The organism is Paraburkholderia sp. SUR17 (genome assembly GCF_029536165.1).
Taxonomy (GTDB): Bacteria; Pseudomonadota; Gammaproteobacteria; order Burkholderiales; family Burkholderiaceae; genus Paraburkholderia; species Paraburkholderia kururiensis.
On record NZ_CP120508.1, the window covers coordinates 782,425 to 799,784 of the forward strand.

The 17,360-nt window shown below is 69.2% G+C and carries 13 protein-coding genes; 5 read left to right on the forward strand and 8 right to left on the reverse strand.

All coding sequences use genetic code 11. From position 1 onward, the window contains the following. Positions 1 to 28: 28 nt before the first annotated feature. From P2869_RS03535 to P2869_RS03550, 4 genes are all read left to right on the forward strand, one after another. Positions 29 to 4,264: a YadA-like family protein gene (locus tag P2869_RS03535; protein WP_277597485.1), complete on the forward strand. Its 4,236-nt coding sequence runs from the start codon at positions 29 to 31 to the stop codon at positions 4,262 to 4,264. 97 nt (positions 4,265 to 4,361) lie between these two features. Continuing rightward, positions 4,362 to 5,162 carry an OmpA family protein gene (locus tag P2869_RS03540; protein WP_277597486.1) on the forward strand — a complete coding sequence of 267 codons (801 nt, stop codon included), beginning with the start codon at positions 4,362 to 4,364 and terminating at the stop codon, positions 5,160 to 5,162. Positions 5,163 to 5,579: 417 nt separating this feature from the next. Beyond that, entirely contained in the window at positions 5,580 to 5,816 is a 237-nt protein-coding gene (locus P2869_RS03545) for a hypothetical protein (protein WP_017773087.1), read from the forward strand. Positions 5,817 to 5,853: 37 nt separating this feature from the next. Continuing rightward, on the forward strand, positions 5,854 to 7,116 hold the full coding sequence (locus P2869_RS03550; protein WP_277597487.1) for a phosphatidylserine decarboxylase family protein: 1,263 nt from the start codon (positions 5,854 to 5,856) through the stop codon (positions 7,114 to 7,116). Positions 7,117 to 7,321: 205 nt separating this feature from the next. On the opposite strand, the gene P2869_RS03555 is transcribed toward P2869_RS03550, so the two are convergent. After that, a complete protein-coding gene (locus P2869_RS03555; RefSeq protein ID WP_277598045.1) occupies positions 7,322 to 8,629 on the reverse strand; it encodes a DNA topoisomerase IB in 1,308 nt (435 codons plus the stop codon). A gap of 621 nt (positions 8,630 to 9,250) precedes the next feature. Here P2869_RS03555 and P2869_RS03560 point away from each other — a divergent pair. Continuing rightward, positions 9,251 to 9,745, forward strand: a complete 495-nt coding sequence (locus P2869_RS03560) for a ferritin-like domain-containing protein (protein ID WP_277597488.1) — start codon at positions 9,251 to 9,253, stop codon at positions 9,743 to 9,745. Between the two features lie 267 nt (positions 9,746 to 10,012). On the opposite strand, the gene P2869_RS03565 is transcribed toward P2869_RS03560, so the two are convergent. The 7 genes from P2869_RS03565 to P2869_RS03595 form a co-directional block, all read right to left on the reverse strand. After that, positions 10,013 to 10,354: a hypothetical protein gene (locus P2869_RS03565; RefSeq protein WP_126877772.1), complete on the reverse strand. Its 342-nt coding sequence runs from the start codon at positions 10,352 to 10,354 to the stop codon at positions 10,013 to 10,015. 58 nt (positions 10,355 to 10,412) lie between these two features. Continuing rightward, positions 10,413 to 10,829 carry a hydroxymyristoyl-ACP dehydratase gene (locus tag P2869_RS03570; RefSeq protein ID WP_277598046.1) on the reverse strand — a complete coding sequence of 139 codons (417 nt, stop codon included), beginning with the start codon at positions 10,827 to 10,829 and terminating at the stop codon, positions 10,413 to 10,415. Between the two features lie 140 nt (positions 10,830 to 10,969). After that, positions 10,970 to 11,800 carry a beta-ketoacyl synthase chain length factor gene (locus tag P2869_RS03575; protein WP_277597489.1) on the reverse strand — a complete coding sequence of 277 codons (831 nt, stop codon included), beginning with the start codon at positions 11,798 to 11,800 and terminating at the stop codon, positions 10,970 to 10,972. Then, positions 11,797 to 13,050 carry a beta-ketoacyl-[acyl-carrier-protein] synthase family protein gene (locus tag P2869_RS03580; RefSeq protein WP_277597490.1) on the reverse strand — a complete coding sequence of 418 codons (1,254 nt, stop codon included), beginning with the start codon at positions 13,048 to 13,050 and terminating at the stop codon, positions 11,797 to 11,799. Before P2869_RS03580 ends, P2869_RS03575 begins: the two co-directional genes overlap by 4 nt. 130 nt (positions 13,051 to 13,180) lie before the next feature. Beyond that, complete coding sequence (locus P2869_RS03585) at positions 13,181 to 14,053, reverse strand: polysaccharide deacetylase family protein (RefSeq protein ID WP_277597491.1); 873 nt, start codon at positions 14,051 to 14,053, stop codon at positions 13,181 to 13,183. Then, on the reverse strand, positions 14,050 to 16,638 hold the full coding sequence (locus P2869_RS03590; protein ID WP_277597492.1) for an MMPL family transporter: 2,589 nt from the start codon (positions 16,636 to 16,638) through the stop codon (positions 14,050 to 14,052). Before P2869_RS03590 ends, P2869_RS03585 begins: the two co-directional genes overlap by 4 nt. Beyond that, positions 16,638 to 17,360, reverse strand: coding sequence for an outer membrane lipoprotein carrier protein LolA (locus tag P2869_RS03595; RefSeq protein ID WP_346833738.1), 723 nt, complete (start codon positions 17,358 to 17,360; stop codon positions 16,638 to 16,640). The genes P2869_RS03590 and P2869_RS03595 overlap by 1 nt, the downstream gene beginning before the upstream one ends.

The following is a 17,360-nucleotide window of genomic DNA, read 5'->3' on the forward strand; positions in this document are numbered from 1 at the left end:
GAACGCGCCGCTTACAGGCAGAAAATCTATGAATCGAACTTACCGCACTGTGTGGAACGCGGCGCTCGGCGCCTTCGTAGCCGCGTCCGAACTCGATCGGGCCCATGGCAAGGGCAAGTCGGGCGGCGCCGTGAATGTCTGCAACGAAAGCGCAAGCGGCAGCGCCGACGCGGCGCGTCACCACGGGCGAGTCGTGCCGCCGTTTGCCGCCGCGGCATTGGTGCTGCTGGGCAGCGGGCTCACTGCGCAGAGTGCGCACGCGCAATTCGCGCTCGACGGCGGCACCGCGAGCGGGTCCACCAGTGCCATCGCTATCGGTGTGGGGTCTTCGGCCACGCAGCAGAACGCCACGGCGTTGGGCAATCTGGCAGTGGCGACCGGCATTTCGGGCAGCGCGCTGGGACCTGGCGCGACGGCATCCGGAAACAATTCGACGGCCGTCGGCATCAACTCCACGGCAAGCTCTACTGGGACCGTGGCGATAGGTTTGAGCGCCGTTTCGTCGCAGGCCAGCGCCGTGGCGATCGGCAGCAACAGTGTTGCCGGCGGACTGAACAGTACCGCAGTAGGCTACCTGTCCAACGCGGCGGCTCAAGGTTCCGCGGCTTACGGTACGTCCGCTTCCGCTACGGGCGTTAGCTCCGCGGCGCTGGGGCCCGGCGCCAAGGCGTCGAATACCAGCAGCGCTGCGCTAGGCTCGTTCGCCAACGCTTCCGGCGCGGGCGCAGTCGCGGCCGGCGCGGCCGTCGCTTCCGGCGGCTCAACCTTTGCGGGCGGCGCCGGGGCAACAGCGTCGGGCGATCACGCCGCGGCCCTCGGCCCGTTAGCCACCGCGGCCGGCGGCACGTCGGTCGCCATCGGCAACCAGTCCATTACGACCGCAGCCGGCGCGGCCGGCGTGGCCGTAGGTTCGGGCACGATGGTGAGCGGCGCGTCGGGCGTGGCGGTCGGCGTGAACAGCGGCGCGTCGGGCACGGGGGCCATTGCCATTGGCGTGGGCGGTACGGCAGGCGTACCCGGCTCCGGCACGCAGGCCACCGGCAACTTCGCGATCTCGATGGGCCACAACACGATTGCGGGCGGCGCTTCCGCGCAGGCCTACGGCGACGGCGCGACGGCAAGCGGCGACAGTTCCGTGGCCGTGGGCGTCGGCGCGGTGACGTCCGGGCTCTCGAGCAGCGCCTTCGGCAATCTCGCCAAGGCGACCGGCACGTCCGCCGTCGCGCTGGGCGCGGGCGCCAATGCGACGGTGGACAACACCTCGGCGCTCGGTCTTAACGCCAGCGCCACGGCAACGTCGGCGACGGCGCTGGGCGCAGGCTCGCATGCCACGGCATTGAACGCGACGGGCCTCGGCATCAACGCGCTCGCCACCGCCACGCAGGCCACGGCGCTGGGCGGCTCCACCACGGCCAGCGCCAACAACGCCACCGCCGTGGGCTATACCGCGGTGGCTTCCGCGGCGGGCGCCACGGCCATGGGCATCGGCTCCCAGGCGCTCGCCACGATGACGGTCGCGTTCGGCGCCAACAACACGGTAGCCGCGGCGGCCGGCACCGGCGCGATTGCAGGCGGCCACAGCTCGCAGGTGACGAGCGGCACGGGCGCCGTCGCACTCGGCGAAGGGCAGACGGCGAGCGGCAACGGCGCGGTCGCCATCGGCGATCCGAATTCGGCCATTGGCAACGGCGCCATCGCGATGGGCGCGAACAACACGGCCAACGGCCAGGGCGCCATTGCGCTCGGCAACAGCAACGTGGCGACGGGGCAAGGTTCGGTCGCGCTCGGCAACGCATCGCAGGCCAACACGGCCGGTTCGGTCGCATTGGGCGATACAGCCGTGGTGCAGGCCGCTGCAACGCGCGGACTCGCGCTCGGTTCGGGCGCCACGACGAGCGTGGCCAACAGCGTCGCGCTGGGCGCCAGTTCCTCCACCACTACGGCCACGCCTACCTCGGGCGCGACCATCGGCGGCGTGAGCTACACGTTCGCCGGTGCATCGCCCGCGGGCGTGGTGAGCGTGGGTTCCCTGGGCGCCGAGCGGCAGATCCAGAACGTGGCCGCAGGCCAGTTGAGTCAGTCCAGCACAGACGCCGTGAACGGCTCGCAGCTCTACGCGACAAACCAGCAGGTCACGGCCAACACCACCGCCATCGACAACATCAACAACGGCGGCGGCATCAAGTACTTCCACGCCAATTCGACGCTGGCCGATTCCTCCGCCACGGGCACAGATGCGATTGCCGTGGGCGGCAACACGCAATCCACAGCGGCCAACGCCGTGGCCGTCGGCTCGAACGCCATTGCCAGCGTGGCGAACAGCGTGGCGCTGGGGGCGGGCTCCACCACCACGGCGGCTACGCCCACGCCCAACACGACCATCGGCGGCGTGAGCTATTCGTTCGCCGGCGGTGCGCCCGCGGGCGTGGTGAGCGTGGGCACGGCAGGCTCCACGCGGCAGATCCAGAACGTGTCGGCCGGCCAGTTGAGTCAAACCAGCACAGACGCCGTGAACGGCTCGCAGCTCTACGCCACGAACCAGCAGGTCACGGCCAACACCACCGCCATCGACAACATCAACAACGGCGCGGGCATCAAGTACTTCCACGCGACCTCGACGCTCGCGGACAGCCAGGCCACCGGCACCGACAGCGTCGCCATCGGCCCGGCCGCGGTCTCGGCCGGCACGTCGAGCCTCGCCGCGGGCAACGGGGCGTCGGCGCAGGGCGCGAACTCGCTCGCGCTCGGCACGCAGTCGAGCGTCACGATCGGCGACGGCGTGGCGATCGGTTCGGGCTCCGTATCGGATCGCGCGGTGGTCTCGGGCATCGGCTCCATTGCCAACGGCACGCATTCCATTCCCTACAACACCTCGGACCGCACGCTGCTCGGCGCCGTGTCGTTCGGCAATGCGTCGACGAACACGTATCGCCAGCTCACCAACGTCGCGGACGGCACGCAGTCGCAGGACGCCGTCACGGTGCGCCAGCTCGCGGGCGCGCTCTCGTCGTTTGCCGTGACGGGGCAGATGTACTTCCACGCGAACTCGACGGCAGCCGACTCGCTCGCCGTGGGCGCGGAATCCATCGCCGTAGGCCCGACCACCGTGGTGAACGGCGACAACGGCGTGGGCATGGGCAACGGCGCCATCGTGGATGCCACGGCGCCTGGCGGCGTGGCGATTGGCCAGGCGTCGAGCGCGGCGCAGGCCGATGCCATCGCGCTCGGCAGCGGCAGCCTCGCGGGTGGCGCGCAGTCCATCGCGCAGGGCGCCAATGCGAGTGCGGCGAATGTGGGCAGCATCGCGATCGGCTCGGGTGCGCGCAGCAGCGCCGTGGACGCCATCGCGTTCGGTTCGGGCGCGAGCGCCACCATGGCGAGCAGCATCGCGCTGGGCGCCGGTTCGCTCACCACGGTCGGCGCGCTCAGCAATTACGTGGCGTATGGCTTGAGCAGCCCGCAGTCGTCGGCGGGTGAAATCAACGTGGGCAACCGGCAGATCACAGGCCTGGCGCCTGGGCGTCTGGGCACCGACGCCGTCAACGTCTCGCAACTCGATGCCGTGGCCTCGCAACTCACGACGCTCATCAACCAGAGCACCTCGAACAGCGGCGGCAGCTACACGTCCACGCCGGGCACCGGCAACACCACGGGGCCTGCGTCGACGGGCTCGAACTCGTCCGCGGGCGGCTCCGGCGCGGTGGCGTCGGGCTCGAACAGCACGGCGGTGGGCAACGGGTCGCAGGCCACGGGCAACGGTTCGACGGTGGTGGGCACGGGCGCGACGTCGTCGGGCAGCGGGTCGGCGGCTATCGGTGCGGGCAGCGACGACGGCGGCCGCTCGAACGTGGTGGCCGTCGGCTCGACGAACTCGACGCGCCAGGTCATCAACGTCGCCGCGGGCACGGCCTCGACGGACGCCGTGAACGTCGGCCAGTTGAACGCGAGCGTGAGCAACGCGCTCTCGCAGGCGAACAGCTACACGGACAGCCAGGTGGCCGGTCTGCGCAACAGCCTCGACTCGTATCGCCGCGACGCCGACGGCGGCACGGCGACCGCGATGGCCGTGGCGGGCCTGCCGCAGCCGTCCGGCCCCGGCAAGAGCATGGTCTCGATTGCGGGCAGCGTGTACCGCGGCCAGTCGGGCCAGGCGCTCGGCGTCTCGACCATCTCGGAGAACAACCACTGGATCTACAAGGCGGCCGTCTCCACCAATACGCGCGGCACCTATGGCGCCGTAGTGGGCGCGGGCTACCAGTGGTAGGCGGGGAGGCGAGCCGATGCGAAACCTGGAACGGAATGACAGACGAACCAACAAGCGGATCAACAAGCGGATCAACAAGCGGACCAACAAGCGAACCATGAAATCTCAACAGGCTGTGCTGCTTTCGGTGTGCCTTGCGGCCGCCGTCGCCATAGAGGGCTGCGCGGTGCCTCACACGCCGCCACAGTTTCCGGATGCCGCGTCCGCGTCGCCTGCGGGCGGCACGTTAGTGAACGTGGCGAACCTGCGCAACGTGAGTACGGGGCTCAACAAGGACCAGCTCTACGAACTGATCGGGCCGCCGCAGTTTCACGAGTGGTTCGTGGGCAACCACGTGTGGAACTACCTGTTCGACTTTCGCCGCGGCGATCAGGTGGTGTCCTGCCAGTACCAGGTGCAATTCGACAAGAACATGCGCGTGAGCGGCACGTACTGGCGCGACCCGCAGTGCGCCGACTTCGTGCGCGAGGCGGCGGCGCCGACCCCGCCCGCGGCCGACGCAACGAAGCCCGCACCGCTCGATCAGTTCACGATCCAGGGCGAGGCGCTGTTTCCGTTCGGCAAGTCGAGTCTCGATTCGATGCTGCCGGGCGGGCGCGCCGAACTGGACGCGGCGCTGGCGAAGATCCACGCCGAGGACGGCGTAACGCACATCGACGTGGTGGGTCACACCGACCGCATCGGTTCCGAGGAGCGCAATCGTGCGCTCTCGCAGGCGAGAGCCGAAACCGTGAAGCGCTATTTCGTGGCGCACGGGCTCGACGCGCAACGCGTTCGGGCGGAGGGCGTCGGCTCGTCGCAGCCGGTCTCGCATTGCCCGCCTGGAGCGTCGCCTGCCGTGATTGCCTGTCTGCAGGCGGACCGGCGCGTGACGATTTCGGTGTACGGCCAGCGCTAGGCGGCGTTTGCACCGCGTTGCACCGCGGTACCCGGCCCGGGGTTGCTCGTGTGATTGCGTGGCTCCGGGCCATTTGTCGTCTGCCGTCCGCCATCTGCCATCGCACGGCATGCCGTGGCTTCATCACCGCACACTGAGACCGGACGAAGCGAGCGCACGGGCGGCTCTCGTGCGCTGCGCCAGCGGCTCGCATACGCGCTCTGGGCGCAGCGCACGAATTCGAACGTCCGTGACTCATGGCAGGAACGAGCACTGCTGAAAAAAACGCATGCGGCGAGGGCGCTGTGCGGGCACGAGGAGCCGGAAGAATTTCCCGCTTCGGCACCGGGTTGGGTGGCGTGCCCGTACGCGGCACGCCGCTTGCGTCGCTTCCCTTCATGTATCCGCCGATCGATCCATGAAGGAGGGACGAGGCCCATGACAGCACGCTCACCCGCAGACGAAGCTGACCCGGCCCGCCGTTCCCCCCGCGAAGGCGACGACGTATCCGTGCACCGCGACGGCCAGGTGAAAGAGAAACCCCACGGCAACATGGACGAAACCATGATTCCGCAGAAGCCCGAGCCCGGCAAAGGCCCCTACGCGCCGGCACGCGGACACCTCGACGATCCGAAGGCCGTCGAGCCGCCCGGCAAGGGCGACCTGTCCGCGTGAGAGACGTCTGCACGTTTCAACGCACGGAGCACAGCGCATGAGCGAGCAGAAAAAGCCGCCCGTGAAGGCACGCCGACGCCTGGGCGGCTGGCTGCCTTCGAGCGAAGACGCCGCGAAGGCGTTCAGGCTGGACCTTGCCAGGAAGGCACAGCAGCGCGCGAGTCGCCTGCAAGGCATGCCGCGCGCGAGCGTGGTGAAAGACCTCTCGGAGCTCGTCTCCGGCGACGCCGTGCTGCGCATGAACCTCACGCGCGCCATCGGCGAGGCGCGCGAGGCGGGCTACGAACTCGGCTATACGTCCATCGAGGAACTCACGAGCATCGTCGATTTCCTCATGACGTACGCGCCGCCGTTCGACCCCTCGCTGCCGGTGGCCACGCCCCTGAACGCGGTGCTCGAATGGCCGATGTGCATGCCCTCGGGCTACGCGGTGTTTCGCGACCCCGCATTCAACGAGCAGATGCGCCGCGTGCTCGACTACTGGTGCGGTTTCCTGAGCGGCCCGCATTCGCGCGCGCACCTGAACACGCACGCGCCGCACGGATGGTTCTGCGAAGCGGCGCGGCGCAAGATCGGCATGGACCAGTTCCTCTGCGACCCGGCGCGTCCGTATTGGGGTTTTGCCTCGTGGAACGCGTTCTTCACGCGCGAGTTTCGCGAGGGCGTGCGTCCCGTGGCGGGACACGGCGACCATCGGATCATCGTGAGCGCCTGCGAGGCATCGCCCTTCGACGTGCGCGAAAACGTGCAACTGCACGACTGCTTCTGGCTCAAGAACCAACCGTATTCGCTGCGCGAAATTCTGACGGAAAGCCAGCAAGATCTCGCGCACCGGTTCGTGGGCGGTGCGGTGTATCAGGGCTATCTCAGTGCGTTCAACTATCACCGCTGGCACGCGCCGGTGGCGGGGCGCATCGTGGCCGCGTACAACGTGGACGGCACCTACTACTCGAACCTGGAAGCCGAAGGCGTGGACCCGGGCGGACTCAACCATTCGCAGGGCTACACCACGGCGGTAGCGGCGCGCGCGGTGATCGTGATCGACTGCGACGAGCCAGCTATTGGCGAAGTGGCGTGCGTGTTCGTGGGGATGGCCGAAGTATCGTCGTGCCGTATCGTCGCGCTGCCGGGCCAGCATGTGGAGAAGGGCGAACAGATCGGCTACTTCCAGTACGGCGGCAGCACGTACTGCCTGATCTTCCGGCCCGGCGTGATCGAGCGCTTCGAACCGAAGCCGCCGTATCACGACGACGTGCCACCCATCAAGGTCAACGCGCATCTGGCTACTGCACGGCGGTGAGCAAGGCGAGCGAGATCCTGGCCGGGTGCTTCGGCACCGCGTTCGCAGGGGGCGTCGTTTCGCGTGTTTCAGCGTTCTCCGGTTTCGTTTTGCCGCAGTGATCGCTCCGATGACCACTACGGCGCGAGCGGGCAAGCGGGCGCGAGAGGGCGGATAGGGCGGAGAGGGCGGAGAAGGACGCGCGCAGCGTTTGCGTCGTTATCGTTCAGGACGCGTGGAGTTCGCGGGCTGCCCGGCTTGAACGATTCGAGCCGGCAGCATTGCCAGGCCGGCTAGCATCATCCGGGCTGCTGCTGCGCCCTGAACCGCCCGACCTCGGCGTACGCTTGCACGCCGTCGGGCGCGTGGCTTCTCTCGCTGCCGCGCGCATCGCGCGGGCATGACGCCGCAGCAATTGAGCGAACAGTGCCTCGTCGGCCTTGAGGCCGCGCCGCGTGCGAACCGCGGCGAGTCTATGAAGCTCGCCTTGCTCGAAGGCGTCCACCACGGCCGGATGGATGTAGCAGCGCCGGCACACGGCGGGCGTGTTGCGCAGCGTCTGCGCGACGTCCTTGATGGTCTGCACGAGATGCCGGTGCATGGCGCCTTTGCGCTGCCTGCTGCCGCTGTGTGCCGAATGTTCCGCAGTGCTTTTTGCCCTGCTGTTTGCCGCATTTTTCGCGGCTCTTTTCGGCGCGACCTTTTTCAGCGTAACGTCTTCCGCCTCTCGCTCGAGTTGTGCCTCGATGCGACGCAACGCGCCGAGCGCGAGCACGCTGCCGGCCCAGGTGCGGTAGTCCTTGGCCGTGAAATCGGCGCCGCTTGCCTCCCGCAGGTAGGTATTGATGTCGGTGGAACTTACGGGCCGCAGCGTGCCGTTTTCATCGACGAACTGGAACAGCTCGTGGCCCGGCAGTCCGAGGCATCGGCGCACGACGCTTGCCACACGCGGGTCGTCCACCTCGACGTCGTGTGCGACGCCGCTCTTGCCGCGAAAGCGAAAACGCAGCTTGCCCGCCGCGACGGCCGCGTGCTTCTTGCGCAGCGTGGTGAGGCCGTAGGAGCGGTTCTCCTTCGCGTATTCGGGGTTGCCCACGCGCACGAGCGTGATGTCGAGCAGCCGCACGACCGTGGACACTACCTTGTCCCATGACATGCCGCGCAGCCTCAGGTCGCGTGCCACACGACGGCGCACGCGCGGCAATGCCTCGCCGAACGCGGCCATGCGCTCGTACTTCGTGGCATCGCGCACTTCGCGCCAGGCGGGGTGATAGCGGTATTGCTTGCGCCCGCGCGCGTCGCGGCCCGTGGCCTGCAGATAGCCGCGCGGGTCGGCGCAGATCCAGACGTCGGTGTAGGCCGGTGGAATGGCGAGTGCGTCGATGCGCGCGATCTGGCTTGCATCGCGGATGCGGCTGCCCGCGGCGTCGAAGTACGCGAAGCGCTCGCCCATGCGCTTGCGCGTGATGCCGGGGCAGCGGTCGCTCACGTATTGCAGGTCGTGTGCATCGTGGTTGGACGCGACGGCGGCCATGTCTCTCGCCACGCCGTTGCCGCGTTCGATGGCGGCGCCTGCACGTTTGCGCAGCGCACGTGTGTTCCCAGCGTCTCGTTGTGAGGGTGATGGCATGTTGCCGTCCGCCTGTCGTTTTCACCTGCCGTGTCCACATCGTGCGGACTGTAGCCATCACAGCAACGGACATGCCAGTGGGTTGCTGCGGGTTGCGGGCGAGTTGCTTCGGGATGCTTCGGGGTGCTCCGGGTTGCTCGTGATCGGCTTCGGGTTCGCCTGGTGTGCTCGCGCCGTGCGTTCAGGAGCCCGTTGCGGCGCATTCGCAGCAAGGGGTGTGGCTCTGCGCGTCGCGCGCTGCATCGACGGCATGGGTCTCGGCACAGGTAAGCGTTACAACGCGGTCATGCCGCGCGGTCTGCCTCGGGCATGCCGACCTCTCGCCTTGCCCGCACACCGTTCGACACGCTGCGTGGCACACCCGTTGCGGAGCGTCGCAGGCAGGGGACGCGTGTGCAGGTGCAGTCCGTCTGCCCTGCGCGCGCCGTCCACGTCGCAAACGAAGTCGCGATCGAAGTTGCAATCGAAGTTGCAGTCGAAGTGCAGTCGAAGTTGAAATCGACCATCCACTCACAGGAGCTACAGATGACCCGCAAGACACTTCAGGATCTTTTCGTCCATTCGCTTTCCGACATCTACAGCGCGGAGAAACAGCTCACGCGCGCGCTCGGCAAGCTATCGCGGACCGCGAGCAACGAGGAACTCTCGAAGGCGTTTCAGACCCATCTGGAAGAAACGCAAGGGCAGATCGAGCGCATCGACAAGGTAGTGGAGTCGTGCGACATTCGTCTCAAGCGCATCAAATGCGTGGCGATGGAAGGGCTCGTGGAAGAAGGCGAGGAACTGATCGATGAAATCGAGAAGGGACCGGTGCTGGATGCGGGCCTCGTGGGCGCCGCGCAGAAAGTGGAGCACTACGAGATTGCGGCCTACGGCACGCTGTGCGCGCTTGGCAAGCAGCTTGGCTTCAACGACGCTGTGAAGCTGCTCCAGGAAACGCTGGAAGAAGAAAAGGCTACCGACCTCAAGCTCACGAAGTTCGCGGAAAAGGCCGGCAACGTGCAGGCGAAGGCGGCGTGATGGCTTGTGCGAGGTAGCGGGGCGCGGCGGGGGCGTGGGCGATAAGCGTCTGCAGCGTATGCGTGGCGCGCTTGCCGGTCATGCGCGCCATGCTCGACGGCGCAGCGTCCGGCTCCATCACGCTCACCTCGTGGGCTGGTTTGCCGACCGCGGTGGCAACCGTGTCGGCATCTGAATGGGCAACCCGGTCCGCAACCAGACCACGAACCAGGCAACCAGGCTTCCAGGGGGGCTGCCAACCCGGCTGCCAACCCGGCCGCGAACGACTTACTGTGCCGGCTTGTCGTCGCCCTTCACGGCGCGCTTGGTGGCCTCATACCCCTTGCGGCTCGTATCGGCGATGCCGTGGCCCACGGCCTTGGCGCCGCTCGCCACGCCGTGACCGACAACCTTCGCACCGCTTGCCACGCCGTGGCCCACCACCTTCGCGCCGCTCGCGATGTCGTGTCCCGCTTCCTTTGCGCCGTGCGCGATGGCGTGGCCGGTGTCCTTACCGGCGGTCTTCACGTCTTCCTTGAGCGCGTGCGCGTCTTCCGAGAGGTCCGCGTGAGCGAACGGGCTGATAGCGGCAAGGGCAACGGTAAGGGCGAGGAGCTTCGTTTTCTTCATGGCGTGGGTTCTCCCGTGACGGTTGAGTTGGAGTGGTTGAGGTGATTGGGGCGAATCTTCAAGGCCGGTGCGCGGGTTCGCCCGCGTCGGCGTCGAGTACCACGGCGGCGCGGCCGGTCATCAGCAGTTCGCCGCCGCAGTGCAGCGTGAAGCGGTAGAGCACGTTGTTGCTGTCGCCGCCCAGGCGCTCGGCTTCGATCTCGAGCGGGCCGCCGAGCGTATCGAGCCGCGCGACGTTGACTTCGAGGTCGCGCAGGCTCGCGAGAAAGCCGGCGCGCGGCGGCGGGTTCGCGTGCGGATCTGCCGAAGCGAGCGCCGCGCCGTGAACGGCCATGGCCTGGGCTGCGTATTCGACGCCGCAGATGGCCGCGAGCCGTCCGTCCGCGCGCAGCGGGTTGTGCGCATCGAGGTGGCTCGTTGCCGTGCAGCGGATCGAGACGTCGTCCCAGGCGGCCACGGCGTCCAGCAGGCACATCGAGCCGGCATGGGGAATGTGGGCCGCGATCCAGTCCTTCGCGAGCGGCGCGGTGAGCGTTGCGGCTGCCGCCGTCGAGGGCGCAGTACGCGAAGGTTCGGACACGAGCGGGAGCGCCGGAGCAGGCGAAGCGTTGAGCGTCATGAGCGGAATTGGCCGGTTGAATCCGGCCATGTGATGTCGACCCGGCAATTGAGGCCAGGCAGGTAGTCAAGCACGACGCTCGCGTTCTCGGCCGCGGCCAGTGCCGCGCAAAGCGGCAACGCGCGCGCGGCGGGATGGCTTGCGCGCAGCGCTTCGAGCGCGGCGTCGGCAAGCGGGGTGGCGGCGGCGTCAGTGAGTTCGGCTTCGATGCGCGCGAGCGTGCGCTCGCCCGGCTGGGCCGCGAACACGAGCGCTACGCCGAACGCGTCCGGTATGGGACGCACATCGCGCATGGGCAGCGGGTAGTCGGTGTCGAAGGCGATCAGCAGGTTCGGCGTGCCGTCCACCGCGGCCTGGGTCAGGCTTTCGAGCAGGCCCGCGCAGAAGCTGCCGTCGTAGGCGCACAGCACGTTCGACGGCGCCATGCTGCGCGTCGCGATGCTCCAGTAGCCGGCCGGCGCGTTGTGCACGGAGTTGTGAAAGCGCGTGGGCGAGAGTTGCCGGTCGTCGCCCGCCAGCGTTTCGCAGATCGCGTGGCAGTTCTGTCCGTCCCCGCCCGACGACGCGAACACGGTGGCGAGCGTGGACGCGTCGCGCCCGCTCGCGGCCACCGCCTCCAGACCCACGGCAAGCGCGAGCTTCACGCCGGCGCCGGTGCGCCGCCGCTCGGCGGGCGGCAGCGCGGCGGGCGCGGGCAGCACGGTGCGTTCGCGCGGCTCGCTTGCGTAGGCCACGCGGCCCGCGAGCGCCTCGCGCGCCTGCGCCCAGCCGCCCAGTGCCGGGCCAAGCAGCCCGATGCCTTCGATGTACGCGGTGAGCCGGCTCATGATGGCTGCCCTCCGCTATCGAGCCGGCCCGCATCGCGCAGCCGGCCCGCGTGGCCGAACAGCAAACTGCAGTTCGTGCCGCCGAAGCCGAACGAGTTGCTGAGCGCCGCGCGCAGCGAAGCCGCTCGGCCTTCCAGCAGATAGCCCGGCGAGAGCGCGGGGTCGGGCCGGGTCGTGTTGACGCCTGCGGGCAGCCATTGCGCGCGCAGCGACCACGCGGCGATCACCGCTTCGAGCGCGCCCGCCGCGCCCAGCGTGTGGCCCGTTGCGCCCTTCGTCGAGCTGCACGGCGTGCCGTCGAAGATCGCATTCACGGCGAGACTTTCAGCGGCGTCGTTGCTCGGCGTCGCGGTGCCGTGCAGGTTGATGTAGTCCACGCTGGCTGCCTCAATGCCGGCCTTGCCCGCCGTACGCAGGGCGTCCTCGATGGCCATGCGCGCACCGAGCCCTTCGGGATGCGGCGACGACATGTGATGCGCGTCGCTCGATTCGCCGATGCCGAGCAGCAGAATCGCGTCGTCGTTGAGTGCAGCGGCCTGCTGCGGCGCGCGCTCGATCAGCGCGAACGCGCCGGCCTCGCCGATCGAAATGCCGCTGCGCGCCACGTCGAACGGTTTGCACGGTTCGCGCGAGAGCAGTTCGAGCGAGTTGAAGCCGTAGAGCGTGGTGAGGCACAGCGAATCCACGCCGCCCACCACGGCGGCGTCGATGAGCCCGGCCTCGATCATGCGGCGCGCCGACCCGAACACCTTCGCGCCCGACGAGCACGCCGACGAAATCGTGGTGGCCGGCCCTTGCAGCCCAAAATACGTGCGCACGAACGCCGCCGCGGACCACGGATTGTGGGTCTGCGCGTAGCGAAAGCCCGTGGGCAGGGCGCCCGTCTCTCCATCGCGCTGCCGGTAGGCCAGTTCGGTCTCCAGGATGCCGGCCGTGCTGGTGCCGACGAACACGCCGATGCGCGCGGCGCCGTAGCGTGCGGCCGCTGCGCGTACGGCGGCGTCGAAACCGTCCGCGGTGAAGGCCATCTGCGCGAGCCGGTTGTTGCGGCAGTCGAAGTCGGCGAGGTCCGCGCGCACGGGCACGGCATCGACGCCTGCCACCTCGCCCACCCAGGTGTCGAGCGTCGCCCGTTCGAAGCGGCACGGCACGAGACCGCCGCGCCCTTGACGCAGGGCGTCGCCGAGGGCGTCGAGTCCGCGGCCGAGGCAGCTGGTGGCTGTGAAGTGCGAGACGAGAAGAGGAGTCACGGCTCGGGGGTTCCGTTGCTGGTCATGGGTGTCATGCAGGCGATGCAGGCGCGGGCCCGCGGGCTTGCCGGGTCGCGGGCGGCACAATGGTAGCAAAGGGGCTCTATGGCGCGCCTCGACGTTGCGCTGTTCATGGCCGCCCCGCCTGGGTAGTCTGGGTAGCCCATGCCGCCCGCAACGTCATGCAGCGCAGCTGCGCTGCCGCCGCGGCCTCCAGCACCTTCGGCAGCACGTCGAGCACGACCGGCCGGTTGTGCGCATCGCGCGCCGCGTGGCCGTCGTGCACGAGCAGGATGTCGCCGGGCGCGAGGCCGTTCAGCAAGCGGTGCACGACACGCGCGGCGTCGTTCGTGCGGGTGTCGAAGCCGCGCCGCGTCCAGCTTGCAAGGTGAAGGCCCAGCGCGCACAGCGCGGGTTCGAGGAACGGATTGCGCAGCCCCGCGGGCGCGCGGAAAAAGCGCGGCGACGTGCCGGTGATGCCGGCGAGCGTGGTTTGAGCGGCCTCGATCTCGCGCCGCATCGCGGCCGGCCCCAGCAGCGAGAAGCGGTGCAGATGCCGCTGGCTGTGATTCTCCACGGCGTGGCCGCGCGCGACGATCGCTTCCACGCACTTCGGGTAGCGGCGCGCCTCGTCGCCGATGCAGAAGAACGTGGCGCGGGCGCCGTGGCGGTCCAGCACGTCGAGCACGCGCGGCGTGACCTCGGGGTGCGGGCCGTCGTCGATGGTGAGCGCGATGCTGTTGCCGGCGCTGGCGGGCAGGCGCCTCCAGTTCGGCCCGAGTAGCGCGCTGCGCGGCCACAGGCCCGCGGCGGTCAGCGCAAGGTGCGACGCCATCACGCTGCCGAGTGCCCACGGCCACGTGGCAGGCGCCGCACCCACGGCGGTGGCCGCCACGGCATGCAGCCCGGCCGTGCCTGCAATGAAGGGCGACGGCCGCCAGCGTCGCGAGTGCGCCGCCAAGGCTGCCGGCATGGCGGGCGGCACGTTGGTCTTGAGCGTCATCGCGCTTCTCCCGCATGAACGACGTGGGCCGCGTGGGTGGCGTGGGCCGTGCCGGCCGGCGCGAGCATCGCCGAAAACACCAGCGCGAGCACCGCGCCCGGCCCCACCGTGAGGCCGAATGCCTGCAGCAGCGGCACATGGGCGAAGGCGAGCAGCCCGAAGCCGGCCACCGTCGAAAGATTCGCCACGAGCAGCGACACGAGCGTGATGGGCGCCATGCGCATGTCTTGCGCGGCACTTGCATCGGCGCTGCGCGCTGGCATGTTGAAGAACAGCGCGTAGTTGGAGCCCACCGCGACGATCAGCAGCATGCCGATCAGATGCAGGATAGTGAGCGCCACGCCCGCCAGCGCAAGCGCCGCGCTTACCACGAGCACGGCGGCCGCGAGCGGCGCGAGCGTGCGCACCACACGCAGTGGCGAACGCAGCGCGACGAGCAGCAGGACCACGATCGCGGCGAGGCCCGCGAGCGAGAGGCGCAGGTCCTCACCCACGTAGTTCACATAGAGGCGGTCGGCCTCGGACTTCAGGTCCACGAACAACGCGCCCGGCACGTTGGCGCGCGCAACTGCCGCGCTGACGCGGCCGGCATCGAGGCTCGGTTCGTCGGCACGCGCGGTCGGCGCGGCGCCTGCGGGTTGGGTCGTGGTTGGGGCCGCTGGCGCGCGCAGGGCGAGCATCGCGCGCCAGGCGTTGCCGCCTTTGTTGGCGTCGTTGCCTTGATGGCTCAGCAGCGCATCCACGGCGAGCGCCATCGACGTGCCGCGCAAGTCGTCGCGGGTGAGCAGGCCGCCGTTGCGTGCGGCCTGCACGTCGGCGATGAACGGCGCGAACACCTGCGGCTTGACGTGCACCGGCTGGTCTTCAACGGCCGTGCGCATGCGCTCGGCGAGTACGTCCGCGGCCGGCAGGCTCGCCAGACGCGCGCGCTGCGTGGCCGCGCTCGGCAGATACCGCGCGGGGCTCTCGTAGCCCGCAATCACGCCTGCCGCTACGAGCGGCTGCAATTGCGCGCCTACCTTCTCCGCGCCTTCCAGCACGGCTTCCTCGCTGGCGCCCGCGATCACCACGAGGTAGCGGACGTCGGGCGCGCCCATGTCGGCGCGCAGGCTCGCATCGAGCGCCTGGCTTTGCGGCGACACAGGGCTCAACGCGGCCAGCTCGTGGCTCCAGAGATGCCCGCGGTGCGTGACCAGCACCGCGACGGCGGCCACCATCAGCACCGCCACGAGCCAGCGCAGCCGCGAGGCCGTTTGCGCGAGCCGCGCGAGCACGGCGCCGACACGCGACACGTCGCGTATGGCGTGATGCGGGCCGCGCAGATGCGGCAGCACGTAACGCGTGACGAGCGCAGCCGTGACGAGTCCCGCAATCGAATAGAGGCCCAGCTGCACGAGCCCCGGAAAACCCGAGAACAGCATCGACGCGAACCCGCACACCGAGGTCAGCACGCCGAGCCGCACCACGGGCCAGTAACGCGCGGTCCATTGGCGCAAGGCGTCTTCACGGCTCACGCGCGGGCCGGGTTCCGCATCCGGCCCCGCGCGCGACGACTGCACGAACAGATAGATCGAATAGTCCACGGCTTCGCCGATCAGCGTCGTGCCGAAGCCGAGCGTGAGCCCGTGCACCGTGTGGAACACGACGCTCACCGCCGCGATGCCCGCCGCCACGCCGCACAGCACGGGCAGCAGGCCAAGGGCGAGCGTGAGCGGCGAACGATAGAGCACGAGCAGCAGCGCCGCGATCAGCACGAGGCTCAGCACCGAAAGCCGCTCGACATCGTGGCGGATGTTGTCGCGCGTTTCGACGGAAAACACGCCGGTGCCGGTCATCACGAGGCGGCAGGGCGAGGCCTTACTGCCCTGCGTGGCCGCATCGAACGCATGCTGGACGGCGGCGATGGCGCGTGCTTGGGCGTCGGTGTCCGAGCCGGCGGCGCGCGTTTCTACGAGCAGCAGCGCGCGCTGGCCGTCGCGCGAGGCCCACACGCCGTCCTGCACGGCAGGCTGCTGGCCGCTTTCGAGCCGCTCGGCGAAAGCCGTGGTTTCGCCGGTCGGGTCGCGCGGCAACAGCGCCTTCGTGAGCAAACCCGCGGACGAACTGAGCAGATCGAGACTTTCTCCGAGCGCGCGATGCAGGCCGTCCGCCGAAAAGCGCTCGGGCGTCACCGTTGGACTCAGCAGGTAGCGATGCTCGAAGACGAAGCGCTGGTCGTTCGCCTCGTTCACGGGCTCGCCGTTGTTGACGGCCGCGAACTGCGGGTCGCTGCGCAGCGTCGCCGCCATGCGGCGCGAGAGCGCGTCGCGCGTGGCCGCGTCGCCGCCTTCGATGCCGATGAGGATCAGCCGCGACACGAGCCCCTCGCGCAACTGCTCGACGAGCACCTGTTGCCGCGCGTCGGGCGAGCGCGGCAGGAACGCGGAAAGGTCGGCGGTGAACTGGGCGCGGGCAATGGCGACGCCGCACGCGAGAAGAAACAGCAGCCACAGCAGCACGGCGAGCGGCGGCCGGCCGCGGCCAAGGCCAGGGCCAGGCGGCAGCGGTTGCGGCTTGCTTGCCTTGTGCGATGTGGCGGCAGTCATCAGGGCGCTCCGGCGTTTTGCAGCCGCATCAGCGAACGGTCGCCGTCGGCCTGCTGGATCGCCACGCTATGCAGCATGTCGCGCGTGCCGCGCAGCGTGATCTCGCTCACGTTCTTGCGCAGGCGCGAGTCGAGCGGCGTGAGCGTGAGCGTCCAGCCGTCGCCTTCGCCTGCGACCGCCACCTTGTAGACCTGCTCCAGCACGTAGCGGTTGCCCGCCAGCGTGGCGCGAATGCTTTCGATGAACGCGGCCAGCTCCGGGTATTGCGCGAGCGCGAGCGTATAGCGATGGTCGTTGCGCGCGACGGTGAGCTTGTCGCCGTCCACCACGAGGTCTTCGGGCTTCGGGCTCAGCGTGCGTTTTTCGAGGTGGTCGGGCGCGGTGAAACTGAGTTCGCCCGACGAGACCACCGGCTGGTCCGCGATGGCGAGGTACTTGGTTTCGGTGAAGGTGGCGTGGCCCGACTTCTTCTGCGCGAGCGTGGCCATCAGGCGGTCGAGCGTCCACGCGGACGGGGCCGACGACGTGGCTCGTGCGTCGGTGTGCATCGAGGCGTTCGCAGGGGGAACGGCCTGCGCGGTGACGGATGGCGCATCGGCACTTGCCGCTAACGCTTGCGCGTCGATGCACGTGCAGAGCCCGATCACGGCCGCGCTCACGAGAGCGAGGCATGCCCGGGCGGGCACCACGGCGGCACGAGAGCGGTTACGAAAAACCATCAT

Excerpts from the sequence above, each read along its gene's own strand:
- P2869_RS03565 (WP_126877772.1), bottom strand. The coding sequence starts at position 10,354 with ATGAAGAAAACGAAGCTCCTCGCCCTTACCGTTGCCCTTGCCGCTATC.
- P2869_RS03545 (WP_017773087.1), top strand. The coding sequence starts at position 5,580 with ATGACAGCACGCTCACCCGCAGACGAAGCTGACCCGGCCCGCCGTTCC.
- P2869_RS03560 (WP_277597488.1), top strand. The coding sequence starts at position 9,251 with ATGACCCGCAAGACACTTCAGGATCTTTTCGTCCATTCGCTTTCCGAC.
- P2869_RS03535 (WP_277597485.1), top strand. The coding sequence starts at position 29 with ATGAATCGAACTTACCGCACTGTGTGGAACGCGGCGCTCGGCGCCTTC.
- P2869_RS03555 (WP_277598045.1), bottom strand. The coding sequence starts at position 8,629 with ATGGCCGCCGTCGCGTCCAACCACGATGCACACGACCTGCAATACGTG.
- P2869_RS03540 (WP_277597486.1), top strand. The coding sequence starts at position 4,362 with ATGAAATCTCAACAGGCTGTGCTGCTTTCGGTGTGCCTTGCGGCCGCC.
- P2869_RS03550 (WP_277597487.1), top strand. The coding sequence starts at position 5,854 with ATGAGCGAGCAGAAAAAGCCGCCCGTGAAGGCACGCCGACGCCTGGGC.
- P2869_RS03570 (WP_277598046.1), bottom strand. The coding sequence starts at position 10,829 with ATGTGCCTGCTGGACGCCGTGGCCGCCTGGGACGACGTCTCGATCCGC.
- P2869_RS03585 (WP_277597491.1), bottom strand. The coding sequence starts at position 14,053 with ATGACGCTCAAGACCAACGTGCCGCCCGCCATGCCGGCAGCCTTGGCG.
- P2869_RS03590 (WP_277597492.1), bottom strand. The coding sequence starts at position 16,638 with ATGACTGCCGCCACATCGCACAAGGCAAGCAAGCCGCAACCGCTGCCG.
- P2869_RS03595 (WP_346833738.1), bottom strand. The coding sequence starts at position 17,360 with ATGATGGTTTTTCGTAACCGCTCTCGTGCCGCCGTGGTGCCCGCCCGG.
- P2869_RS03575 (WP_277597489.1), bottom strand. The coding sequence starts at position 11,800 with ATGAGCCGGCTCACCGCGTACATCGAAGGCATCGGGCTGCTTGGCCCG.